General features: G+C 59.9%; 17 protein-coding genes. 2 read left to right on the top strand and 15 right to left on the bottom strand.

Annotation, left to right across the window (positions count from 1 at the left end):
* Nucleotides 1-21: 21 nt before the first annotated feature.
* Both AB4Z13_RS17900 and AB4Z13_RS17895 read right to left on the bottom strand, forming a co-directional pair.
* Nucleotides 22-1,233 carry an SGNH/GDSL hydrolase family protein gene (locus AB4Z13_RS17900; RefSeq protein ID WP_442206411.1) on the bottom strand — a complete coding sequence of 404 codons (1,212 nt, stop codon included), beginning with the start codon at nucleotides 1,231-1,233 and terminating at the stop codon, nucleotides 22-24.
* Between the two features lie 192 nt (nucleotides 1,234-1,425).
* Entirely contained in the window at nucleotides 1,426-2,649 is a 1,224-nt protein-coding gene (locus tag AB4Z13_RS17895) for a lytic murein transglycosylase (RefSeq protein ID WP_310383624.1), read from the bottom strand.
* Between the two features lie 204 nt (nucleotides 2,650-2,853).
* On the opposite strand from AB4Z13_RS17895, the gene galU reads away from it, so the two are divergent.
* Nucleotides 2,854-3,741 carry a UTP--glucose-1-phosphate uridylyltransferase GalU gene (gene galU, locus AB4Z13_RS17890; RefSeq protein ID WP_310383622.1) on the top strand — a complete coding sequence of 296 codons (888 nt, stop codon included), beginning with the start codon at nucleotides 2,854-2,856 and terminating at the stop codon, nucleotides 3,739-3,741.
* A 6-nt stretch (nucleotides 3,742-3,747) separates the two neighbouring features.
* Here galU and AB4Z13_RS17885 read toward each other — a convergent pair whose 3' ends face one another.
* On the bottom strand, nucleotides 3,748-5,280 hold the full coding sequence (locus AB4Z13_RS17885) for an outer membrane beta-barrel protein (protein WP_442206410.1): 1,533 nt from the start codon (nucleotides 5,278-5,280) through the stop codon (nucleotides 3,748-3,750).
* A gap of 143 nt (nucleotides 5,281-5,423) precedes the next feature.
* Here AB4Z13_RS17885 and AB4Z13_RS17880 point away from each other — a divergent pair, with 143 nt between their 5' ends.
* Entirely contained in the window at nucleotides 5,424-6,419 is a 996-nt protein-coding gene (locus AB4Z13_RS17880) for a KpsF/GutQ family sugar-phosphate isomerase (protein ID WP_113320928.1), read from the top strand.
* On the opposite strand, the gene AB4Z13_RS17875 is transcribed toward AB4Z13_RS17880, so the two are convergent.
* The 12 genes from AB4Z13_RS17875 to AB4Z13_RS17820 all read right to left on the bottom strand — a co-directional run bounded on the left by AB4Z13_RS17875 (nucleotide 6,420) and on the right by AB4Z13_RS17820 (nucleotide 17,109).
* A complete protein-coding gene (locus AB4Z13_RS17875; RefSeq protein WP_113320927.1) occupies nucleotides 6,420-6,875 on the bottom strand; it encodes an NfeD family protein in 456 nt (151 codons plus the stop codon).
* 3 nt (nucleotides 6,876-6,878) lie between these two features.
* The gene (locus tag AB4Z13_RS17870; protein ID WP_442206409.1) at nucleotides 6,879-7,901 is read right to left on the bottom strand and encodes an SPFH domain-containing protein; all 1,023 of its coding nucleotides are present in this window, start codon (nucleotides 7,899-7,901) and stop codon (nucleotides 6,879-6,881) included.
* 83 nt (nucleotides 7,902-7,984) lie between these two features.
* On the bottom strand, nucleotides 7,985-8,248 hold the full coding sequence (locus AB4Z13_RS17865; RefSeq protein ID WP_442206408.1) for a hypothetical protein: 264 nt from the start codon (nucleotides 8,246-8,248) through the stop codon (nucleotides 7,985-7,987).
* Between the two features lie 157 nt (nucleotides 8,249-8,405).
* Nucleotides 8,406-9,437 carry a ferrochelatase gene (gene hemH, locus AB4Z13_RS17860; protein ID WP_442206407.1) on the bottom strand — a complete coding sequence of 344 codons (1,032 nt, stop codon included), beginning with the start codon at nucleotides 9,435-9,437 and terminating at the stop codon, nucleotides 8,406-8,408.
* A 126-nt stretch (nucleotides 9,438-9,563) separates the two neighbouring features.
* Nucleotides 9,564-11,483 (bottom strand): 5'-nucleotidase C-terminal domain-containing protein, encoded by a 1,920-nt coding sequence (locus AB4Z13_RS17855; protein ID WP_442206406.1) that lies wholly within the window; start codon nucleotides 11,481-11,483, stop codon nucleotides 9,564-9,566.
* A gap of 177 nt (nucleotides 11,484-11,660) precedes the next feature.
* Entirely contained in the window at nucleotides 11,661-11,981 is a 321-nt protein-coding gene (locus AB4Z13_RS17850; RefSeq protein WP_442206405.1) for a hypothetical protein, read from the bottom strand.
* 30 nt (nucleotides 11,982-12,011) lie between these two features.
* Nucleotides 12,012-12,380, bottom strand: coding sequence for an outer membrane lipoprotein Omp10 (omp10, locus tag AB4Z13_RS17845; RefSeq protein WP_442206404.1), 369 nt, complete (start codon nucleotides 12,378-12,380; stop codon nucleotides 12,012-12,014).
* Nucleotides 12,381-12,553: 173 nt separating this feature from the next.
* Nucleotides 12,554-13,999, bottom strand: a complete 1,446-nt coding sequence (locus AB4Z13_RS17840) for a homospermidine synthase (RefSeq protein WP_029868533.1) — start codon at nucleotides 13,997-13,999, stop codon at nucleotides 12,554-12,556.
* A 131-nt stretch (nucleotides 14,000-14,130) separates the two neighbouring features.
* A complete protein-coding gene (locus tag AB4Z13_RS17835) occupies nucleotides 14,131-14,988 on the bottom strand; it encodes a heme-dependent oxidative N-demethylase family protein (protein ID WP_442206403.1) in 858 nt (285 codons plus the stop codon).
* A gap of 47 nt (nucleotides 14,989-15,035) precedes the next feature.
* A complete protein-coding gene (locus tag AB4Z13_RS17830; RefSeq protein ID WP_310383605.1) occupies nucleotides 15,036-15,320 on the bottom strand; it encodes a YciI family protein in 285 nt (94 codons plus the stop codon).
* A gap of 2 nt (nucleotides 15,321-15,322) precedes the next feature.
* On the bottom strand, nucleotides 15,323-15,952 hold the full coding sequence (locus tag AB4Z13_RS17825; protein ID WP_442206402.1) for an aminotransferase class IV family protein: 630 nt from the start codon (nucleotides 15,950-15,952) through the stop codon (nucleotides 15,323-15,325).
* On the bottom strand, nucleotides 15,949-17,109 hold the full coding sequence (locus tag AB4Z13_RS17820) for an aminodeoxychorismate synthase component I (protein WP_113320917.1): 1,161 nt from the start codon (nucleotides 17,107-17,109) through the stop codon (nucleotides 15,949-15,951). The genes AB4Z13_RS17825 and AB4Z13_RS17820 overlap by 4 nt, the downstream gene beginning before the upstream one ends.
* Between the last annotated feature and the right edge of the window lie 4 nt (nucleotides 17,110-17,113).

Below are 17,113 nucleotides of genomic sequence, written 5' to 3'. Positions count from 1 at the left end.
CGGCGCTCTAACGGCCGTTTCTCATTTCACGGAAACTTCCGCCGTCGTCTTCAGCGTCGGCATGCGATAGTCGTCGATACGGCCTGCCGGCGCCGGTGCCATCTCTCCCTGTTCGACCAGCAGATCACGTGGCGATTTGGTCAGTGTTGCCGGCGGCGTCTTGCTGGCGCCAAGCAATTCCGCTCCACCATCGAGGTTCGGGTCGGACAGGCTGATCGGCTGCGTGTGTTCCACCGGATTGGTGGGCAGCGTCAGTGCCGGCAGGTTGCCGGGGTCGAGGCGCACGAGATCGGGACTTGCCTGGGTGCCGAGGAGGCGGCGCGCCGGTTTTTCCACGTAGAATGCGAGCTTGCGGCGGCCGGCCTGGGTCAGGTTGATGCCGTCAGTGGTGCGCAGGCGCACCTGCTGGCCGTTGACATCGGAGCCGGTGACGATGAACTTGCCGTTCTCGTCCACGAAACCGTCCCAGATGTCGACGAATTCGCCACCGATGCTTTCCATCTGGTTGCGGTAGAGCTGGTTCATCTGAACGGCATCGGCCGTCATCGAATCGGATTCAAAGGCAGGAAGTCCGACCCAGAGCAGCGGGATCTTGCGGCTCGTGATCTCTTTGCCGAAGGCCAGCACGCGGCGCTGATACTCGGTAAACCAGCCGTCGGTCCGAAATTTTTCCTTGCCAGCATCGGTCACCATCTGCTGGCGATCATTGGCGCCGATCATGACAACGACCATTGCCGGCTTCAGCTCGTCGATCATCTTCGGCAATTCGCCGGGCCAGTTGTAATAGTCGTCGCGCACGAGACCGGAAGAGACATTGCTGCGGGCCTCGACCACGACGCCGGGCGAGGTTTCAAAGGCGGCGGTGAGGCCGTCGCCCAGGCCGCCGGCGAGAAAATCACCGACGATCAGGATTTTCTGGGCATTGTCCAGCTTTTGGACCACGGGTTCAGCGGGCGCGACCGGCGCCGTGCGCATTGGCGTCACGGCCTTCTGCGCGGGTGCGCGCCTACGTTGCTGTTGTTGCCGCCGCGGTTGGCCGCGCATTTCGGGCTGCGGGTTCTCATCGATGTAACGGCGACCGAGAAAGAAATCGAGGATGGAGCGGCGTTGATAGCGAAGCTCCTGCGCCTCAGCATAGTCGGCCGGCAGCATCGAACCAAGGCAAAGGGAAAGCGTGGCTGCAGCAAGCGCAAGCCCACGAATCCATCGGGTCCGGTCAATTTGTCTTGTCATCGGGCAGTTCCGCATCTGCCGGGCATCTTGCATAGGCAGCTGCTTTCCGTCCACACCACCAATATTATTTAGGTCAGGCTTTCCCCGCTTCTACAGCATCGGCCCGAAAATCGGAATGATTTTCGGAAAGCACGATACGTAGATTCAAGGAGTTAGAATGTCCTTTGTGCGTCCAAATGGACGCACGACGCGCTAACGGCGCAGCGCGTCGAGAAGCGAAAGTGAAGGCTCACCATCCGGCTGCATGCCGATGCGCTCCTGAACAGCGGCGATGGCTGCCTTGGAGCCGGAGCCGAAATTGCCGTCGACATCACCACTGTAATAGCCGAGCGTCTTCAGGCGTGTCTGCAATTCGAACTTCTCGGTGATGTCGAGCGCACCTTCCGGACGCGGCCAGCGCTGCTGCATTCCGCCAAAGCCGGCAATCTGGTCTGCAAGCAGGCCGACGGCGAGCGCATAGCTGTCGGAGGCATTGTAGTTCTTGATGGTGAAGAAGTTCGCCGTCATCAGGAAGCCCGGACCATCGCTACCTGCCGGCATCTTCAGCATGGCGCGGGTGTCGCCATCCTTGAAAGGCTTGCCATTCGGACGCTTCAGGCCAAGGGCTGCCCACTGGGCGAGCGTGCGCGTCTTGCCGACCTGCTGCGCGGCAGATGCCGGTACTGCGACTTCGTAGCCCCAGGTTCTGCCGGCGTCCCAGCCGTTCTTCATGAGGAGATTGGCCGAGGTCGCCAGCGCGTCGGGCACGGAATTCCAGATGTCGCGATGGCCGTTGCCGTCAGCGTCCACCGCATAGAGAAGATAGCTTGTCGGGATGAACTGGGTGTGGCCCATGGCGCCAGCCCATGAGCCGGTCATTTCCTTGGCGGGCACGTCACCGTTCTGCAGGATCTTCAGGGCTGCGATCAACTGCTTCTTGGCAAACTTGGCACGCTTGGGATCGGCAAAGGCAAGCGTTGCCAATGCGCGCGGCACATAGTGAAGGCGCTCATCCTTAGCGAGAACTGCGCCGTAGTTTGATTCCATCGACCAGATGGCGAGCAGAATCGATTTGTCGACGCCGAAGTGGCGCTGGATCACATCCAGCGTCTTGGCATGCTTGGCGGCCATCTTGCGGCCGATTTCCACAGTGTAGGGATTGACGCGGGAATCGATGTAATCCCAAATCTTCGATGTGAATTCAGGCTGATAAGTCGCCTTTTCCAGCACAGTGGGGTCAGGTTCGCTTACCCCAGAAAAGGCTTTCTGATACGTTGCCTTACTGATGCCACTCTGCGCGGCAGTTTGGTAGAAGTCCGCGATCCACTTCTGGAACCGGGCATCAGCTTTTGCGTTATTGGGGGCCAGTCCGGTCGCGGTGGCGACAACGAGGGCGAGAGCAAGACCACGAAGGGAGTTTATATATTTCTGGGTCATCGGCAGTCGTATCCGTCATCTTCAGTTTTAGCTTGGGCGGTACGTCATGTCCGTCCTACGCCGAAATTACAGGAACGGAGTCAACAAATTCTTTACCATGCCCGGCCGGTCCAGTCACCATTTGCAAAACGGTAGCAATTCTATACTAGTTCAAATCGATGTAGCGTTTCGTTAAAAGCGGTATAGTCAAAACAGGAGGTCGGTGTGGCTCTGAATAAGAAAGTTCGCAAGGCAGTATTTCCAGTCGCAGGTCTGGGAACGCGGTTCCTTCCAGCCACTAAAGCGGTTCCAAAGGAAATGCTGACGGTCGTCGATAAACCAATCATTCAGTATGTTGTCGACGAAGCACTTGAAGCAGGCATTGAACATCTGGTTTTTGTTACTGGTCGTAACAAGCACGTCATCGAAGATTACTTCGATATTCATTTCGAACTTGAGCAGACGCTCAAGGAGCGCGCCAAGAAGGCGGAGATCACCTTGCTGCAGCAGCAGCTTCCCAAGGCAGGCACGGTGAGCTTTACCCGTCAGCAGGAGCCGCTCGGCCTCGGCCACGCCGTCTGGTGCGCCCGCGAGATCGTCGGCGACGAACCTTTCGCATTGCTTCTTCCCGACATGATCATGAAGGATCAAAAGGGCTGCATGAAGGGCATGATCGAGCTCTACGAACACAGCGGCGGCAATATCATCGCTGTCGAGGAATGCGCTCCCGACCAGGCTCACAAATATGGCATCGTCGGCGTTGGCGAAGCTATCGGCGAAGGCTTCCGGATCACCGGCATGGTTGAAAAGCCTGCCAAGGGTACGGCTCCTTCAAACTTCTTCATCAACGGTCGCTACATCCTGCAGCCGGAGATATTCAAAATCCTGGAAACCCAGGAACGCGGCGCAGGTAACGAAATCCAGCTCACCGACGGCATGCTGAAGCTGCTCAAGGAGCAGGATTTCGCTGGCTACCACTTCAAGGGTGAAACTTACGACTGCGGCGCCAAGGATGGCTTCATCCTCGCCAACGTTGCCTTCGCTCTTGAGCGTGCGGATATCCGTCCGACGGTTGAGGGCGGCTTCAGGGACCTTCTCGCCGGCCTGAACTAAGGCCCTTCAGCGCTTCACCTTGAGACCGACGCCGGCTCGCCATTGCTGCGAGTCGTCGCCTTCCTTGCGTGTCGTCAGCTCGTAGCCAAGCGTGCTGGTGAAGTCGAGGTAGCGGTTGATGTTCCAGACAAGACCTGTCGAGGCGGTGTAAACCGTCTCGTCGTTTATCGTGCTGCCGCTCGGATAATCGCGCAGCGTCACGCCGCCGATGACCGTCGCCACCAGATTGTCGCGCAGCTGATGATCGACGGTAGACGTTAATTGATGCGAGACATAGCCGCTTTCACCCGCTGCGGTGGAAGGCTGGATGCTGGTCTGGAGGTCCAGATTGACATTCGTTCCGCGGATCGGCGACCAGAGCAGGCTAGCATCGAGTGTCGCCGTATCGATCGATTTCAGCCTGTCATCATCGAAATCCGCCGTCGCATAGCCGACCGCGACCTCGCCCTTGAGTTTTTCGCCCATATCGACCTGAACGCCGCCCTTGGCGCCGTAGCTGTCCCCCGAACGCCGATAACCGGAGGAATCGGTGCGTTCATCATAGTTGGTCTTGCCGATCGACGCCTCGATGAAGGGAATGAGTGCCGGCGAGAGTTCATAGCCGATGCGGCCGCGCACCGTGCCCGTGGTCTGGTTGCGGTCACTCATGGAGACTGTCGTGCCGTTGGAGAGTTCGGCATCGGAATAGATCGAGCGCGAAAGCGCAACGGCGGCGGTTCCCCGCAGGATGCCGAAGTCGTGCTCAATGGAGGCGCCGCCGGTAAATTCCTGCACATCGGATTGCTGATCGGCGTTGGTGATCGCATCCGGATCATCAGTGTCTTCGCGGTAGAAATTATAGCCACCAGTGATGTGGCCGACGGTATCGCGCGTCAGGTCCAGGCGCAGATCGCCATTGATCTTGAAGGATGGCTGTTCTTCACCCTCGCCGCTGATGTTCTTTTGCCAGGCGCCCTCGGAGGTGACGGTCAGCTGATGCCGGCTCCAGTCGGAGGTCAGCGTCGCGCCCATATCGGTCTCGAGGAAGCCGCGGCTCTTTTTCGTTCCACCGTCCTTCGTGGTCTCGGTATTGATCGTTTGGGTGACGCTCGGGCGCAGGACAAAGCTGCCGAGAGGGATGCCGGGCGTCTGCTCGGTCGAGATACTTTCCGGTACCTTGCGCGCCGGCGTTTCGTCCAGGCGCGGTTCGCGGGTGTTCAGCCTGCGCATATCCTCGTCGAGGATCGCGCCGGTAATCTCATCGTCGGGCTGTGTTGTCGGAGTGCGGCCAGCCGCTGCGTCCGAATCCTGATCCCGGACATTGTTGGCAGGAGTGGTCGCGGCATCGCTCGTATCGCCGAAATCCGGCGCCGCATTGTACGTGGTTGCGCCCTGTGTGGCTGTCGTGCGGGAATTTGCCGTGCTTGCCGGTGCTTGTTGAGACGTCGTCTGCTGTGCGAAAGCGGCGGGCACGACCAGCAGGCCGATAGCCACGATGGAGACGGCATGGCTCATGGCGCGGAGCGGCGTCACACTGCTCGTCTGTTTTCCCTGGCCCATTCAATCCGCGCCTGAAATGCTTCGAAGTCTTACCCAAGCGTAAAGCCTTGTGGTTAACCATTCGTTGCCGTGCGGGGTGCGCGTTCATACATGGGAAACATTGTCGGGTGGACAGGTAAAGTGAAAAGGTCTAACGCATTGCCATGATCAGGAGAGCGGTAAAACTCGTCGAAAACAGCGTGCTGGAGTCGGGCAAGCGCACCGTCAGCATCGAAAGACGTGCCCTTGAGGCGTTGGAACGTGCCTTCGATGATGGGCTGGCGGGCCCCTTTACTCGTGCGGTCGAGATGATTGGCGAGAATACCGGCCGTGTGATCGTGACCGGCGTCGGCAAGAGCGGCCATATCGGCACGAAGATCGCAGCCACCTTCGCTTCAACGGGAACGCCTGCCTTTTTCGTGCATGCGGCGGAAGCCAATCACGGCGATCTTGGCATGATTGCCGGCGATGATCTGGTGCTGGCGATCTCCAAGGGTGGTGAAAGCGCCGAACTGAAGAGCATCATTTCCTACACGCGGCGTTTTTCCATTCCGCTGATCGCCATGACCTGCAGCCCACAGTCCTCACTGGCGACGGCCGCAGATATCGTGCTGCTGATCCCCAATGAGGAAGAGGCCTGTCCCAACGGGCTGGCACCAACCACATCGACGATGATGCAGCTTGCGCTCGGTGATGCACTGGCGATTGCGCTTTTGGACGCGCGTGGCTTCACGGCGACCGATTTCCATGTTTTCCATCCTGGCGGCAAGCTGGGCGCGAGCCTGATGCATGTTGCCGACGTCATGCATACCGGTGACCGCCTGCCGCTGGTCGCGCAAGGCACGTCCGTGCCGGCGGCGATCAAGGTTCTGTCGCACAAGCATTTCGGCTGCGTCGGCGTGCTGGATGCGGAGGGTCGGCTTTGCGGCATCGTCACTGATGGTGACATGTCCCGCAACCTCAGCCGCAATCTCGCGGAGTTGACAGTCGATGACATCATGACGCGCGCGCCGAAGACGGTCAGGCCGACGATACTGGCGACTGCAGCCCTGGCACTGCTCGAACAATACAAGATCGGTGCGCTTATGGTCATCGATGACGAGCAGCGCCCAATCGGGCTCGTTCACTTCCATGATCTGTTGCGGATCGGTGTGGCTTGATCAGGTCGGTTCGACCGTCAGGTCGCGGCCGTTGCTCGAAACCACTTTGACCTGCGTTCCGGCCGGAAGATCCGGCCCCATGACCTGCCACGTCGTGTCATCGAGACGAATGCGGCCGCGGCCTTCGCGGATCGGCTCGCGCAGCGTCGCGGTACGGCCAACGAGGCTCGCGCCGCGCTGATTGAGGAACGGCTCATCCGTCGTGGCATTGCGCAGTGTCAGCCGCCGGCCGATGAGCGTGGCTGCGACCGCGAGGATGGCGAAGAGGATCGCCTGAAGCTCCCAGATCCAGAAAGCGGCATCCCAGAAGAGCAGCGACAAAACACCGACGGCAAGTGCGGCAAGCCCGATCCAGACCAGGAAGAAGCCCGGCACGACCATCTCGGCTGCAAGCAGCACGAGGCCTGCCACCCACCAGCTCCACGGCCCAAGTTCGCCGACGATCTTCGCCAGCATGGCTTATCGCTCCGGATTGGGATTGAAGGGATTGGCCGGAGCCGGGCCGACCGACGGCGTGGAGCGCGCCGGAACTGCCCGGGGAGGCGGAGGCGGCTGATTGTTGCCTTCCCCAAAGACCTCCCGGGCAATCGCGCCGATGCCGCCAAGCGAGCCGAGAATGGAAGACGCTTCCATCGGCATCATGACGATCTTGGAGTTGGGCGCCGAGCCGATTGAAGCGAGCGCCTCGGTGTATTTCTGGGCAACGAAATAGTTGATTGCCTGGACGTCGCCGGCGGCGATCGCTTCCGAGACCATCTTCGTCGCCTTGGCTTCGGCTTCTGCCAAGCGTTCGCGGGCTTCGGCATTGCGGAAGGCGGCTTCGCGCTGCCCTTCGGCCTGAAGGATGGCGGACTGCTTGGCGCCTTCTGCTCTCAAGATCTGCGCGTTGCGCGAACCTTCAGCTTCCAACACCTGGGCACGTTTCTCGCGCTCGGCCTTCATCTGGCGGGCCATCGCGTCGACGAGGTCGCGCGGCGGCTGGATATCCTTGATCTCGACGCGGGTGACCTTGATGCCCCAAGGCTGTACGGCTTCGTCCACGACGCGCAGCAGCCGGTCGTTGATCGCATCACGATTGGAGAGCAGTTCATCAAGATCCATAGAGCCCATGACGGAGCGAATATTGGTCATGGTGAGGTTCAGGATGGCATTTTCCAAATTGGAAACCTGATAGGCGGCCTGAGCGGCATTCAGCACCTGGTAGAAGGATACGGCATCGGCTGAGACCGAGGCATTGTCCTTGGTAATCACCTCTTGGGTCGGCACGTTCAGCACCTGCTCCATCACGTTCATCCTGGCGCCGACACGTTCGATGAAAGGGGTGATCAGGTTCAGGCCGGGTTCCAGCGTGCGCGTATAGCGGCCGAAACGCTCGATCGTATAACGGTAGCCCTGTGGAACCGTCTTGATGCCCGCAAAGAGCACCAGGATGACAAAAACCACCAATACGATCACGACGATATCGAAGCCGCCCAGCAGCATGTATTCCTCCCTAAGCCCACCTATCTGACGTGGTGAGTTATCACGTTCTTTGCAAGGAAGGAATGACGGCCTCGCCTGTCAAATCAGGGTGATAGGCCGGCATCATCGAGCTCGCTCTTTGTGATATAGCCGCCCATCAGGCAATTGGTGAGAAACGGCTGATCGTCCGGCTTCAGATTGCCGGTTTTGACGTCGCGGAGGCGAAGCTGACATGCGACCTGACCGACGATGCCTTTGGGAGGGGCGTTGGCATAGACCCGCTGATAGCGTTCCCACGCGAGATAACCGCCACCTGCGATGACGAGCAAGCATGCGAGGACAATCAATTTTCTGAAAGCCGAAATCATAAAGTACGTCCAGATCGATAAAGCAGCAGGCCACGAATCTGCGGGCCGCAGCCGCGCCTCTGGCGCGATTGCGATCGCCTATCGGCCATTCTTTAGATCTGGCGCGCGGGATATTTTTATCTATTGCAGGGCGCCAGAAAATCTGGGGCCGCGTCTGTCATGCCCAGCCCAGCAGTTCACGGCGCACGACTTTTTCCAGCACCTGCATGCCGTCCTCGCTGTCATTCAGGCAGGGAATATGCGTGAACTGTTCGCCGCCATTGTGCTTGAAAGAATGGGCGGCCTGTTCGGCAATCTCTTCCAGCGTCTCCAGACAGTCGGAAACGAAGCCGGGATTCATGACGGCGATGCGCTTGACGCCGTCCTGCGCCAGCTTCTCGACGGTCTTGTCGGTATAGGGCTGCAGCCATTCCTCCGGTCCGAAGCGGGACTGGAAGGTGACCATGAAATTTTCCTTTGTCAGCCCGAGGCGTTCGCGCAGCAGCCGGCCGGTCTTCTGGCACTGGCAGTAATAGGGATCGCCCTGTTGGAAGTAGGAGAGCGGAATGCCGTGGAAGGAGGCGAGCAGCATCTCGGGCTTCCAGTCGAGGGTGGCAAGGTGCCGCTCGACGGATTTGGCGAGCGCTTCGATATAGGTCTCGTCGTCGTGATAATCAGGCACCGTGCGCAACGCCGGTTGCCAGCGCATGGTTAGAAGCTTCTGGAAGGCCTTGTCATTGACGGTCGCGGTGGTAGCCGCCGCATATTGCGGATAGAGCGGGAAGAGCAGGATGCGGTCACAACCCTCGTCCTTCAGCGCTTCGATACGCGAGCGGATCGATGGCGTGCCATACCGCATTGCCCAATCGACCTTGACGTTTGGCAGGTCGCGCAGCCGTTCGGCCATGAAGTCCGATTGGTTGCGGGTATAGGTGCGTAGCCAGCTTTCATTCAGATCCTTGTTCCAGATCGTCTCATAGGCCTTGCCCACCTTCTGCGGGCGCGTGTTGAGGACGATGCCGAACAGGATCGGATACCATTTCCAGGGCGACCATTCGATGACACGCTTGTCGGTCAGGAATTCGCGCAGGTAGCGGCGCATGGAGGTGTAATCAGTACCATCCGGCGTACCAAGATTGACCAGCAGGACGCCGACCTTGCCGAACTTGACGGCGGGATGGTCCGCCGGGCGGAGTGAAGTATCTGTCATTCTGGCCCCAACGCGCTTTCGTGTCTCGCCGGATCATACGCAGCCGGCCGATCACGGTTCACCCTATAAGAAGAAAAGCCGGCCCGGGGAACCCCGGACCGGCTCTGATGATCAGGACAAATCGTCTTACTTGGCGGGAACCTGGATTTCCTCGCCGACCCGCAGATGGCGCGGGTTCGGGCTGCCATTGGCTTCCGACAATTTGTGCCATTCGGCGCCATCGCCGTAGAAGGTCTTGGCGAGATCCCAGAAAGTATCGCCGGCAGCGATGATATGGGTCGAAGGCGCAGCCGGTGCGGAGGCTGCCGGGGTAGGTTCAACTGCCGGAGCGGGAGCGGCTGGGGCTGGTGCTGCAGTAGCTGGGGTCGGTTCGGCAGATGGAGCCGGGGCCGCGGGCGCAGGTGTTGCGGGAGCCGGCTCTGCGGAGGGAGCAGGTGCCGCCTGCGCAATTTCAGTGATGCGGCCGTCCGTATAAGGCTTATAGGGCGAGTGCGCGGCAATATATTCGGCTGTCACGTCGGCCAGGTCCGGACCGTAGTCATAGGCATTCTGGCCGTCTTTGAAGGCGACATAGCCATCGCCGCCGGCGCGCATGAAGTTGTTGGTGGCGACGCTATAGGTCTTGGCATTGTCGATCGGCACGAAATTGTCGCCGTCCTTGACCTGGACGTCGCTGACGCGGCTGCCGACCGGCTTCGACTGGTCGAAAGTGAATTTCAGACCGGCGACCTGCGGGAAACGGCCGGCGCCCTGGTCGATCTGGCTGACGCCGTTTTCGAGCGCCTTGATGATATCGGCGCCGGTCAGCTGGAAGGTTGCGAGCGTGTTCTGGAAGGGCAACACGGTGATGACTTCGCCCTGGGTGACGTCGCCGCCATCGATGGAGGCGCGCAGGCCGCCGCCGTTCTGGATGGCAATGGTCACGCCCTGGTTCTTGCTACGGTCGAGGATAGCATCGGCCACCAGATTGCCCATCGAGCATTCCTTGACGCGGCAGACCTTGCGGTCGCCCTCGATGGGGCCTTCGGAGGAGCCGATCACCTTCTTGCGCAGGTCTTCAATCGGCTTTGCCAGTTCGACAATGCGTGCCGTGACAGCCGGATCAGGCGTGAAGGAAGAATCGATCAGGATGGGATCACCCTTGGCTTCCTTGACGACGCCATTATCATCGAAATTAACGACGAGATCGCCGAGATATTTGCTGTAGGAGGCTGCCTGCACCACCGGTACCTTGTACCCGCCGGGATTGTCGACCATCGTCGGATAGGGGCCTTCGGCCTTCGGATCGGTGTTCGACAGCAGGCTGTGTGAATGGCCACCGACGACCACATCGACATCAGGGATCTTGGCGATCATCGCGAGGTCGCGCGGGTAGCCGACATGGGTGAGCGCAATGATCTTGTTGACGCCTTCGCCCTTCAGTTTCTGAACCTCTGCCGTGATGCTCTGGACGTCATCGGCAATCGTCACGTTCGGGCCGGGCGAGGAAAGCTCCGGCGTGTCATTGGTGACGGCGCCGACGATACCGATCTTCTGGCCGCTGACGTCAAGCACGAGAGAAGGTTTGACGCGGTCGCCAAGCTTGGAGGCAGCACTTGCCTTGACGTTGGCGGCGACGACGGGGAATTGCACCTTGTCGAGGAAGGTTGCGAGCCCATCCTCGCTGTCGTCGAATTCATGATTGCCGACCGTCATGGCGTCGAACTTCATGAGGTTCAGCATTTCGGCTTCGGCCGCGCCCTTGTAGGTCGTGTAGAACAGCGAGCCCTGGAAATTGTCGCCGGCGTTGAGCAGCAGCACGTTCTTGCCCGTCAGAGCCTGACGGCGCTGGTCGATAGCGGTCTTCAGACGGGCGGCGCCGCCGAAGCATTCGTTCTTGCCTTCCTCCTCGACCGAGCAGGTGGAGTCGAACTTGTTGATCGATTCAATGCGTGAATGGAAATCGTTGATATGAAGAATATTGAGTTCGTAATCCGCGAAAGCGGCGCCTGTGCTCAGCGCCAGCATGGACGCGGTCAAAAGACCGAAGCTGAAAGACTTCGTCATCCCTGTTCTCCTGATTAAAAGGGCGAAGATCCCCCTGATCCTCGCCAGTCCCTTCCATGGTCAGCCCGGGCGGTTTCCCGGCATGCGGATGTTCCATCAGACGATGCGCCGCCGCAAGGGAAAGCTGGGCCAGGAGAGCCGCTTTCCAAGGGGGAACCGGGCAAAAAAGCCGACTGGTTATCCCACGCATTCTCCGGCGGCAGCGTTTCGGTAGAGTTCGCGCATGGCCTCTGCAATATTCGGAAATGTGGCGAGCGCGACAATCAAGCAAAGAAGGGAAACGATGCGGTGAAAGCGCCGGCCGGCCCGATAGGCAAGGACTACGCCTGCGCCGTAGATCAGGACTGCCGGCGCGGCGAAGATCAGCACCTGCAGCGGCCCGTCGCAATCGGGGGCGGCGATACCTTGGGCACGATAGACATTAGCCGGCAAAATGACCGCAAGTGCGGCAAGCGGCGTTGCGAGCAACAGGACGAGGTAACCAGCGAAAGCCCGCATGGTGCTTAGCCTTCACCTCATCTGCTCTATTCAGCTGCGGCGGGTCAGGACGAACTGTGCGCCGGCATCCGAGGTGCAATTCAGCTGGCTCGTCGTAACGAGGGCGCAATTGACCTTCGACTGAGTGTTGCGAACCAGCGAGGTCATGTTGATTTCCACCAGCGTCGGCGAGGTTTTGGTATAGGTGCCGGAGGCCAGAAGCTGGTTGCTGTCGGTCGTGCGCGTCGTGAAAGTGCCGGACTGGAAGGTGGAGACGATGCCGTTCGGATCGGCCCAGGTTCCTTCGACACCGGTAGGAGTGGGTGCTGATGCAACGGGGAGGGGGCGCGGGCCGGAGGAAACACAGGCGGCAAGAGCTGCCGATGCAACCGCAAGAACGAGACCAGTTCTGACTTTCATAAGGCTTCTCCCGGCGAATCTAAGCGGAAGCTTTCCGCGACAGTCCGCCAAAAACATGGCGCGGGCCTTCCGCGAAGGCAAGCCTTCGACGTGGGTCGGCCGGCATTTAGACAGCAGGCGTTACAAAAATGCCCGCCTAACAGCGGGCATCTTCGAAAGCGTTAGGGCAGGCTTCAGCGAACGAGGATGTTCTTGAACTGCCACGGATCCTTGGTGTCGATGTCTTCCGGGAACAGGCCCGGACGGCCGTCGAGCGGGGTCCAGTCGGTGTAGTGGCCTTCGACCGGGCCGAGATAGGGCAGCTGCACTTCGAGGCAGCGCTTGTAATCCATCTCATCGGCTTCGACGATGCCGGCCTTCGGGTTTTCAAGAGCCCAGACCATGCCGGCGAGAACGGCAGAGGTTACCTGCAGACCAGTCGCGTTCTGGTAGGGGGCGATGCGGCGGGTTTCTTCCAGCGACAGACGCGAACCATACCAGTAGGCGTTCTTGTCGTGGCCGTAGAGCAGCACGCCGAGCTCGTCGACGCCATCGACCAGTTCGTTCTCGTCGAGAACGTGGAGAACCGGCTGTGCCTTGCCGCCGTTGCCGAACATCTCATGCAGCGAGAGAACGGCATCATTGGCAGGATGGTAGGCGTAGTGGCAGGTCGGACGATAGGAGACGTCGCCGTCCTTGTCCTTCACCGTGAAGAAGTCGGCGATCGAGATCGACTCATTGTGGGTGACGAGAAAGCCATACTGCGGGCCGGGCGTCGGGCACCAGGTGCGCACGCGGGTGTTGGCGCCGGGCTGTTCCAGGAAGATGGCGGCCTTGGAGCCCTTCTTATGCTTCTTGGCGTTCTTCGGCATCCAGTTTTCGTGGGTGCCCCAGCCGAGTTCTGCCGGCTGCAGGCCTTCGGAGATGAAGCCTTCGACCGACCAGGTGTTCCAGAAGACGTTGAGCGGCTTCGGGTGGATGGTGCGCTGCGTGTCGCGTTCGGCGATGTGGATGCCCTTGACGCCGACCTTCTTCATGAGCTTTGCCCATTCTTCGCGGTCGTCCTGGCCCGGCTCATCGAACTTGAGGCCCATATCACGGGCAAGGTTCAGCAGGCCCTGCTTGACGAACCAGGAGACCATACCCGGATTTGCGCCGCAGGTGGAAACGGCCGTGGTGCCGCCGGGGTTCTTCGCCTTTTCCTTGCGAACGGTTTCGCGCAGCGCGTAGTTGGTGCGTTCCTCGTTCTTCATGTCCTTATCGAAATAAAAGCCGAGCCAGGGCTCGACGACGGTATCGATATAGAGCACGTCAAGCTTGCGGCAGAGTTTGATGATGTCGAGCGACGAGGTGTCGACCGAGAGATTGACGCAGAAGCCCTGGCCTTCACCTTCAGTCAGGAGCGGCTTCAGCAGCTCCTTGTAGTTGTCCTTCGTCACATGCGCCTGGATGTGCTTGACGCCGTGCTTTTCCAGAATGTGGGCATCGTCCGTGCGCGGGTCGATGACAACCATCCGGCTCTTGTCGAATTTGAAGTGGCGCTCGATCAGGGGCAGCGTGCCGCGGCCGATGGAGCCAAAGCCGATCATGACGATCGGACCGGTAATTTCGCCATATACCGGATAGTTCTGTTCCGTCATTCTTTTCTCCTATTGGAAGGGAACGAAGGCTTTCAGCCTAAAGAATTCATGTGAAAATGCCGCGAAGCTCGCGAAGTGACCGGCTCTAATCACAAAATGGCGTCACAATAAAGAGCGTTCCCCTGCAAAGGTCAAATATCGGCGCTGCAAAGTGCTCGCAGTTTCCGCACGAGTTCCGTCCGCTGCAGGGTCAGCCCTTTGTAGACGGTCTGCTGGACGTCGAGTGCTTCCAGTTGGTCGGCAAAGCTGGCTGCGAGTTTCCGCGCCTGCGGATGCCGGGCAATGACGGCGACCGGATCGATATAGATGCGGATGGTGAAGAGAATGTCGCCCGAGACAGGCAGCTTGCGAAGGGTCTGGCGCTCGACGCGGACGAAACGCTCTTCGAGCGTGAAGGCCTCGACGTAAGGCGGCCGGCGATGTTTCGAGACGGGAAGGAAGAGATCATCAGTGGCGTTGACCGACCAGTTCAGCCGCTCGACCGGCTGGGCACTCTGCAGGCCGTCGAAGATGCGGGTAATCAGTGCGGCATTGCGCGTGCCTTCGCCGAAGCCCGGCACATCCCCATGGATCTCGTGCATCGGCCGACCGAATTTCTCATGCAGTGACCACGAGGAGGGAAAGGCGACATGGGCGGCAACGAGATGCCAGCCATCGGCCTTGCGGCGCATCAGAACAAGATCATCCTGGATGAGTGAACCGGCCTTGAAGAGCGGCGGCAGATCGGATGTATCCTGCCGGAGCATCGCCGGATGCCGATCGGCAAGGTGAGCGAGGAGAATATTCAGCGCCTCCTGCTGGGCTGCTTCCGTCCCATCCTCTGCGACGAAGATGTCGTCGAGGCACTCGCCTGCCAGCCGCGCCTTTTCCTTGAGGTAGCGGTTGAGATCTTCGTCGGGTTCGATCCAGCGGGCGGGATCGAACGGCATCAGACCGATCGTGAAGGGCCGGGCCGAGCCGTCATAGGGCGTGTAGGTCGGACGTTTCATCGCCGCTCCTTTTCGAGCCTGACGATTTGCCGGGTGCGGTTTGTAACTCAGCGCTTCAGAGCCTCCAACCCTTCCGTCACCGTCGTCAGCGCGACTTCTGTGATGTCATATTCGGCAACACCATGGATGGTGAAAGGGTCGGCTGCGACATAGGCTTCAATTTGGGCGCGGTCGCCGATGGCGAGAACGACTCCGCCGGTGCGTGGTACCTTCCGGCCGGAAGCGAGGAACCAGCCCTTCGCATATCCTTCCTTCACCCAGACCATATGCGGCTCCATGTGCTTGTCGGCCTCTTCATTGGGCTTCACATAGGTCAGGGAGAGGATCAGCATGGTCAGTCCTTTTGCAGCGTGGCGCGGATCAGGCCGCGTAGCGAATTTCCAACGTAAAGCATACCCTTGTCCAGATCATCGAGCGTGATGCGACCGACGCGGGCCTTTCGCTGGCAGATGAGCTCGGTGCGGAGCACGCCGGCGAGCAGGCCGCAGGAGATCGGCGGTGTCCTGAGAATGCCGGAGCCGTCATCAAGGAAGACAGACGTAATGGTTCCCTCGCAGACGTCCTGCCGTTCGTTGAGCAGGATGACTTCATCCGCTTGCTGCGGCGTAAACTCGGCGCGCGCCGCTTCATACACGGCCCGGCATGTGGTCTTGATACGTAGCAGCCTGTCAGTGGAATCGAGACGCGTGCTAGCGATACGGAATTTCCAGACCGTGTCTTGCGGCAGCGGCGTGAAGGGCGCGGTGGCAATATCGATCCGGCCCTGGCTGTCGAAAGTCAGCCTGACACGACGCGGCTCCTTATCATCCTTTACCGCATCTTCCAGCTTCGCGACCACATCCGTCGGTTCGGGAAAACCGATGCGGCGGGCGGAGCGGGAGAGGCGGGCGAGATGAAGGCGCAGGCGAATGAAGCCTTCGTCCGGTTGCCAGCGCAGGGTTTCGATCAGCGAAAAATCCTTCATCGGGCAATCCATTGGTCGCCGATGGCGAAGCGGGCCTTGAGCAGGCATTCCTCATATTCGGCTTCAGCCGTGGAATCGAAGACGATGCCGCCGCCGACGTTGAAGACTGCTTTGCCGCCGTCGAAGAGCGTCATTGTGCGGATGGCAACGGAGAAGCGCATCGCGCCGTTGGGCGCGATCATGCCGATTGCGCCGCAATAGGCATCACGCGGACCATCCTCGAGGTCGTGGAGGATTTCCATGGCGCGGATCTTCGGCGCGCCGGTGATCGAGCCGCAGGGAAAAAGGGCGGCAAAGATGTCGCGGATGGAAAGATCGGGTAGGAGCTTCGCCTGAACGTGGCTGACCATCTGGTGGACGGTGGGATAGGTCTCGATTTCGAAGAGTTTTGGAACGTCGAGCGTGCCGACTTCGGTGATGCGCGAGATATCGTTGCGTAAGAGGTCGACGATCATGCGGTTTTCCGCTTGCGTCTTGATGTCGGCCTTCATGGCTTCGACGATTTCGGCATCTTCGGCCGGTGTCGCGCCGCGTTTGGCCGTACCTTTCATCGGGTGCGTCTCGATCCAGCCATCTTCGTCGGTGCGGAAAAACAGTTCCGGTGAGCGGGAAAGAATGATGGGACCGCCGAGATCGGCAAACGCGCCATATTTCACGGGTTGGCGGTCGATCAGCGACCAGAAAGCGGCAAGCGGATCGCCGCTCCAGCGGGCTTCGATCGGCATCGTCAGGTTGGCCTGATAGATATCGCCGAGGCGCAGATGCCGGTGGAGGTCTTCGAAACGCTCTTTATATATAGCGAAGTTCCAGGCTGCCTTCGGTGCAGTCAGGAATTCCTCGTTTTCGTGGCGCTGCCGTGGCCTTGCGAGAGGATGGTCATCTGGCTGCGGCGCATCGAAGACACCGAACAGCAGCAGCGGCGTCTCGCGGTTCTCTTCCGCGAAGGGAGCAAGCTTTTCTTCGAAGAAATGGCCAGCCTCATAAGCGATGTAACCGGCAAGCCATTTGCCGGTCTGTCGCGCCTCTTCCATCCGCTTGAGCGCAGGCACGAATTCCGCCTTCGTGCGGGCGATAATCATGTCTACCGGGCCGGCGAAGAGCATGACTTCGCCGGTCGTGTCGTCCCGGAACAGGATGAAGGGTTCGGACGCTGCCATTGCC

The sequence above is a fragment of the Rhizobium sp. YAF28 genome, from assembly GCF_052113285.1.
GTDB lineage: Bacteria > Pseudomonadota > Alphaproteobacteria > Rhizobiales > Rhizobiaceae > Rhizobium.
Note: the sequence above shows the minus strand (reverse complement) of the source record. Positions and strands in the feature narration are given on the sequence as shown.

Excerpts from the sequence above, each read along its gene's own strand:
- AB4Z13_RS17870 (WP_442206409.1), bottom strand. The coding sequence starts at position 7,901 with ATGCTGCTGGGCGGCTTCGATATCGTCGTGATCGTATTGGTGGTTTTT.
- AB4Z13_RS17850 (WP_442206405.1), bottom strand. The coding sequence starts at position 11,981 with ATGCGGGCTTTCGCTGGTTACCTCGTCCTGTTGCTCGCAACGCCGCTT.
- AB4Z13_RS17900 (WP_442206411.1), bottom strand. The coding sequence starts at position 1,233 with ATGACAAGACAAATTGACCGGACCCGATGGATTCGTGGGCTTGCGCTT.
- AB4Z13_RS17820 (WP_113320917.1), bottom strand. The coding sequence starts at position 17,109 with ATGGCAGCGTCCGAACCCTTCATCCTGTTCCGGGACGACACGACCGGC.
- AB4Z13_RS17865 (WP_442206408.1), bottom strand. The coding sequence starts at position 8,248 with ATGATTTCGGCTTTCAGAAAATTGATTGTCCTCGCATGCTTGCTCGTC.
- omp10 (WP_442206404.1), bottom strand. The coding sequence starts at position 12,380 with ATGAAAGTCAGAACTGGTCTCGTTCTTGCGGTTGCATCGGCAGCTCTT.
- AB4Z13_RS17880 (WP_113320928.1), top strand. The coding sequence starts at position 5,424 with ATGATCAGGAGAGCGGTAAAACTCGTCGAAAACAGCGTGCTGGAGTCG.
- AB4Z13_RS17855 (WP_442206406.1), bottom strand. The coding sequence starts at position 11,483 with ATGACGAAGTCTTTCAGCTTCGGTCTTTTGACCGCGTCCATGCTGGCG.
- hemH (WP_442206407.1), bottom strand. The coding sequence starts at position 9,437 with ATGACAGATACTTCACTCCGCCCGGCGGACCATCCCGCCGTCAAGTTC.
- AB4Z13_RS17895 (WP_310383624.1), bottom strand. The coding sequence starts at position 2,649 with ATGACCCAGAAATATATAAACTCCCTTCGTGGTCTTGCTCTCGCCCTC.
- AB4Z13_RS17825 (WP_442206402.1), bottom strand. The coding sequence starts at position 15,952 with ATGAAGGATTTTTCGCTGATCGAAACCCTGCGCTGGCAACCGGACGAA.
- AB4Z13_RS17840 (WP_029868533.1), bottom strand. The coding sequence starts at position 13,999 with ATGACGGAACAGAACTATCCGGTATATGGCGAAATTACCGGTCCGATC.
- AB4Z13_RS17830 (WP_310383605.1), bottom strand. The coding sequence starts at position 15,320 with ATGCTGATCCTCTCCCTGACCTATGTGAAGCCCAATGAAGAGGCCGAC.
- AB4Z13_RS17835 (WP_442206403.1), bottom strand. The coding sequence starts at position 14,988 with ATGAAACGTCCGACCTACACGCCCTATGACGGCTCGGCCCGGCCCTTC.
- AB4Z13_RS17875 (WP_113320927.1), bottom strand. The coding sequence starts at position 6,875 with ATGCTGGCGAAGATCGTCGGCGAACTTGGGCCGTGGAGCTGGTGGGTG.
- AB4Z13_RS17885 (WP_442206410.1), bottom strand. The coding sequence starts at position 5,280 with ATGGGCCAGGGAAAACAGACGAGCAGTGTGACGCCGCTCCGCGCCATG.